General features: G+C 71.4%; 5 protein-coding genes. 3 read left to right on the top strand and 2 right to left on the bottom strand.

Annotated elements, in window-relative coordinates; translation table 11 throughout:
• Positions 1 to 380, bottom strand: a 380-nt coding sequence (locus ACFY2B_RS39370) for a catalase (RefSeq protein WP_390767861.1), incomplete at its 3' end; no start/stop codon positions are given.
• Positions 381 to 512: 132 nt separating this feature from the next.
• Positions 513 to 971, bottom strand: coding sequence for a hypothetical protein (locus ACFY2B_RS39365; RefSeq protein ID WP_390767860.1), 459 nt, complete (start codon positions 969 to 971; stop codon positions 513 to 515).
• A gap of 102 nt (positions 972 to 1,073) precedes the next feature.
• On the opposite strand from ACFY2B_RS39365, the gene ACFY2B_RS39360 reads away from it, so the two are divergent.
• The 3 genes from ACFY2B_RS39360 (at position 1,074) to ACFY2B_RS39350 (ending at position 3,992) form a co-directional block, all read left to right on the top strand.
• Positions 1,074 to 2,033 carry a GlxA family transcriptional regulator gene (locus tag ACFY2B_RS39360; protein ID WP_390767859.1) on the top strand — a complete coding sequence of 320 codons (960 nt, stop codon included), beginning with the start codon at positions 1,074 to 1,076 and terminating at the stop codon, positions 2,031 to 2,033.
• A 170-nt stretch (positions 2,034 to 2,203) separates the two neighbouring features.
• Positions 2,204 to 3,037 (top strand): endonuclease/exonuclease/phosphatase family protein, encoded by an 834-nt coding sequence (locus ACFY2B_RS39355; protein WP_390767858.1) that lies wholly within the window; start codon positions 2,204 to 2,206, stop codon positions 3,035 to 3,037.
• Between the two features lie 196 nt (positions 3,038 to 3,233).
• Positions 3,234 to 3,992 (top strand): hypothetical protein, encoded by a 759-nt coding sequence (locus ACFY2B_RS39350; RefSeq protein WP_390767857.1) that lies wholly within the window; start codon positions 3,234 to 3,236, stop codon positions 3,990 to 3,992.
• Positions 3,993 to 4,629 lie beyond the last annotated feature (637 nt).

Genomic DNA, 4,629 nt, shown 5'->3' with positions numbered 1-4,629 from the left:
TAGTTGCCCTCCTCGGTGTAGAACTTCAGCGCGAAACCGCGCGGGTCACGGACGGCGTCCGCCGCACCCAGGTTGCCGGCCACCGTCGAGAAGCGGGCGAACATCTCGGTCTGCTTGCCGACCTCGGAGAGGAAGGCCGCCCGGGTGTAGCGCGTGACGTCGGCGGTCACGGTGAACGTGCCGTACGCGCCGCCGCCGCGCGCGTGCACGATCCGCTCCGGGATGCGCTCGCGGTTGAAGTGCGCCAGCTTCTCGAACAGCAACTGGTCCTGGACAAGCAGCGGTCCGCCGGGACCGGCCGTCTCGGTGTTCTGGTTGTCTGCGACAGGCGCGCCCGTCTCGGTGGTGAGAGTGGGGCGCCGTCCCTCGTGAGTGGTCATCTTCTTTGCCAGCCTTGTGTGAGGGTGCGGATCAGGGGAGGAGCGGGCCGACGAGCGCTGCACGGTGTCGGTCCCGGACGCCCCCGGTCGGCCGGGACCGGACGTGTCCGGCGGTGACCGCTACCGGCCTGGTCATTCGGGTTGGTCGGAGTTCTCCCCGGCCTCGGAACAGGTGCGTCGGGATCCGGGTGCGTGGTGAGCCCGCACATCGGTCCTGACGTTCCGGAAGGTGGTGTCGGGGCGGTCCTTGTCGCCCTCGGTGAACGCGGTGGTGAACGAACTGGGGAGCTGGTTCGCGAGGTCCCGGCGCTTCCCGGCATCCGGCCGCGGGTGCGCCGCGACGACCGACGCGGGGTGAGCGGCCGGGACCTGAGACCCCCGGTCCCCCGGATGTCCGGCCGGACACCGCGGGTGACCAGCACGGTCGTGGGCGCCCGGTGCGGCCGCCCCCGACCGCGTGGCGCGTCCCGCGGGCAGACCCGCCTGGGGCGGCGGACCGGCGGCGAGCGGGGAGACATCGCGGACCGGTTCCGTAGCCTCCCGTGCCAGGGCGGCGTACCGGATCGCCACGTCCGCGATCGCTTCGCACATCGTTCGTCTGCCTCCTTCCGGGACCGGTGATCTGCCTCCAGGGTTCCGTGGCGGCGTAAGCTGGGCCATGTCTCTGCTGCCAGGAAAACCACGGATTCGGACATGACGCATCGGGTTGGCTTTGTGGTCTTCGAGGGGGTGACCATGCTCGATGTCAGCGGCCCGTCGGAGGTGCTGTACCAGGCGGGCCGGCACGCTCCCCCGTACGAGCTGGTCATGGTCTCCCCAGGCGGTGGAACGGTCACCACCTCCGCCGGGCTCGCGCTGACCGGCACGGTCCGGGCGGCCGACGCGGGCCCGGTCGACACCGTCGTGGTCGCCGGGGGTGACCGACTGGCCATGCAGCCGATCGAGGAGGGCTTGCTGACCACCGCCCGCGACCTCACCTCACAGGCGCCGCGCGTCGCCTCGGTGTGCACCGGTGCCTTCGTCCTGGCGGAACTGGGGCTGCTGGACGACCGCCGAGCGACGACGCACTGGCGGCACGCGGCCAAGTTCGCCCTTCGCTACCCCCGGGTACGCGTCGAGCCGGACGCCATCCACGTCCGCGACGGACGGTACGTCACCTCCGCGGGCATCAGCGCGGGCATCGATCTCACCCTCGCCCTGGTGGAGGACGACCACGGCGCCGACACGGCGCGGGACATCGCGCGCGAACTGGTCGTGTTCATGCAGCGTCCGGGCGGGCAGTCGCAGTTCTCCACGGCCATCACCACTCCCCCTGCCCGCGGTGACCTGCTGCGCTCGTTGATCGCGTCGGTGCTCACCGATCCGGCCGCGAACCACAGTCTGCCCGCGATGGCCGCGTCCGCCGCCATCAGTCCGCGCCATCTGGCCCGGCTGTTCCGCACCGAACTGGGGACCACACCCGCGCGCTGGGTCGAACGGGTCCGGCTCGACCGTGCCCAGCAACTGCTGCTCGAAGGGCACACTGTCACCTCGGCGGCGCAGCGCAGCGGGCTCGGTACCGACGAGACCCTCCGCCGCGCCTTCGCCCGCCATCTGGGCACCACACCCACCCACTACCGCAAACGCTTCGCCACGACCCGCCAGAAGCAGTAGGTGCCCTCCGGGAAGACCGACCGCGCTCGGGCCCCCTCCCGAACGGCCTCCCGGAGGGCATCGGACGCGATTCGGGCTCGACAAGGATCTTCCTGACGCCATACGTCATTCCGGCTGGACGAGGCCGATGATGGAAGACGGCAGCCCTACAGCGCGAAGGAGGGGGACACGTGCGAGTGTTGACGTGGAACCTGTGGTGGCGGTTCGGCCCCTGGGAGCAGCGGCGCAAGGCGATCCTCACGGTGCTGCGTGAGCTGCGACCGGATGTCGTCGGGTTGCAGGAGGTGTGGGCCGGCGGCGGGGAGAACCTTGCGCGATGGCTGGCGGACGACCTGGACATGCACTGGGCCTGGGCCCGTTCACGGGCCCCGCAGATCTGGCAGCGCAGGCTCGGCGATCAGACCATCGACATCGGCAACGCCGTTCTCAGCCGGTGGCCCATCGCGGACCAGGCCGTGGCGCAGTTGCCCCACGGGCCGGGCATGGACGACGGGCGTCTGGCCCTGTGCACACGACTGGCCGCCCCCGGACACGATGTGCCGTTCTTCACGACACATCTGACGTCGTCCACGGACGCCTCGGCGGTGAGGTGCGCACAAGTCCGGGCTCTCGCGTGGTTCGTCGCCGCCCACCGCACGGGAACCGCGTTCCCGCCGGTCGTCACCGGAGACTTCAACGCCTGGCCGGACTCCGACGAGATCCGCCTGTTCGGAGGCTACAAGACTTCACCCGCCGCCCCCGGGCAGATCTTCTACGACGGCTGGGAATACGCGGACCCCGCACAAGCCTCGGCAACCTGGAACCCGGCCAACCCCTTCGTCGCGCCCGGCGACCCCGAAGTCCGCGTCGACTACATCCACGTGGGACCGCCGGGCCCAGGCGGCCTCGGACACGTCAAGACCATCCGTCGCACCGGCGACCGGGCCGTCGACGGCGTCTGGCCGTCCGACCACGCGGCCGTCCTCGCCGAATTGGAACTCACGGCCGAGAGCGCCCACGCGTAGGCCGGGAGATTCCGGGGGACATGGGGTGGGGGCGTCTCCGCCAGCGGCCGCCCCGGAACCCGCGTTCACGCCACCCAGGACAACAGGGCGCATCTCCACGGCAGCCCGTGCCCCGTCCGAAAGAGACGCACGGTCGCTCGCCGTCGGAGCGCCCGATGTCGTACAAGACGTCGTACAAGGCAGGAGAAACAACCCGATGACCAGCTGCAAGAACCAGGCGGACGGCAAAGTCTGGGATCCGTTCGGTACGTTGCGGGGCGCGTTGTGGATCGGGGGCGGTCAGTGGGCCGGTAAATCGACCGTGGCCCGCCTGCTGGCGGGCCGATACGGTGTCACCGCATACCACTACGACTACCACGACGCTCGCGCTCACCAGGATCGGCGGACCGCACGTCGTATCAGCCTCGGAGAACCCGCCGTCGAGGCCGATCCGGACAAGGTGTGGGTCCAGACACCCCCGGAGGAGATGGCGGCCGACACGCTGGCCGGCTTCCCCGCCCGGTTCGAGTGGGCGCTGGACGACCTGCGCGCGCTCGTCTCCGGCCGTCCGATCGTCGCCGAGGGCTGGGGACTGCGGCCCGAACTGGTCGCTCCCATCGTCGACTCGCCCCGCCGGATGGTCGTCATGGTGCCCACGCCGGAATTCCGCCGACGCCAGATCCGCGAACTGCCACGAGCCGCCGCGCTGGAGCACCGCGTCAGCGACCCGGCCCGGGCCCAGGCCAACCGGCTCGCCCGCGACCGGCTCGTCGCCGAGGACGCCACGCGCGCGGCTCGCCGGCTCGGCATTCGCGTGATCGAGGTCGACGGCTCCCTCGACGCCGTCGGCGTCGCGGAGACGGTCGCCGACCACTTCGGCCCCTGGCTTCCGCCCCGGCAGGGCCGCGAGACCGACCGCACCGCCACCCGGACCGCCGCCCACTCGGCCTGGGAGCCGCCGCACCGCGCTGGTTAAGGTGGGCCTGCTCGATTACATCGCCCCTTCAGGAGGTGCTCCATGAGGCCAGCCGAGCCTCTTCCGATACGGGTGCCGATCGGAACGGGCTCCCGGCAGTGGGTCAGCCGGCAGGCGCGCCGGCACGTGCTGCTGGTGGTGCACAACGTCACCTCCGCCGGACGCCTGCTCGATGTGCTCCCCTTGTTCCACGACGACTTCCGGGTACAACTGCTGGTCACATCGACCGGGTCCTCGGTGTTCCAAGGGGGAGTCCACGAGTTGTTCGGCGAGCTGGGCCTGCCCGTGCTCCCCTGGGACCAAGCGCTCTCGACGCCCGTGGATCTCGCGATCTCAGCGAGCTTCGGCGGACAACTCCCCCACCTTCACGGCAAATTGTCTGTTCTGTCGCATGGTGTCGGATACACTAAAAAACTCGCCACGCCGGGAGCCGGGAGCCGGGAGCCGGGAGCCGGGAGCCGGGAGCCGGGAGCCGGGAGCCGGGAGCCGGGAGCCGGGAGCCGGGAGCCGGGAGCCGGGAGCCGGGAGCCGGGAGCCGGGAGCCGGGAGCCGGGAGCCGGGAGCCGGGAGCCGGGAGCCGGGAGCCGGGAGCCGGGAGCCGGGAGCCGGGAGCCGGGAGCCGGGAGCCGGGAGCCGA

The sequence above is a fragment of the Streptomyces sp. NPDC001270 genome (genome assembly GCF_042896695.1).
Lineage (GTDB): Bacteria > Actinomycetota > Actinomycetes > Streptomycetales > Streptomycetaceae > Streptomyces.
Note: the sequence above shows the minus strand (reverse complement) of the source record. Positions and strands in the feature narration are given on the sequence as shown.

Coding starts and splice junctions, on each gene's coding strand:
- ACFY2B_RS39365 (WP_390767860.1), bottom strand. CDS start 971: ATGTGCGAAGCGATCGCGGACGTGGCGATCCGGTACGCCGCCCTGGCA.
- ACFY2B_RS39360 (WP_390767859.1), top strand. CDS start 1,074: ATGACGCATCGGGTTGGCTTTGTGGTCTTCGAGGGGGTGACCATGCTC.
- ACFY2B_RS39350 (WP_390767857.1), top strand. CDS start 3,234: ATGACCAGCTGCAAGAACCAGGCGGACGGCAAAGTCTGGGATCCGTTC.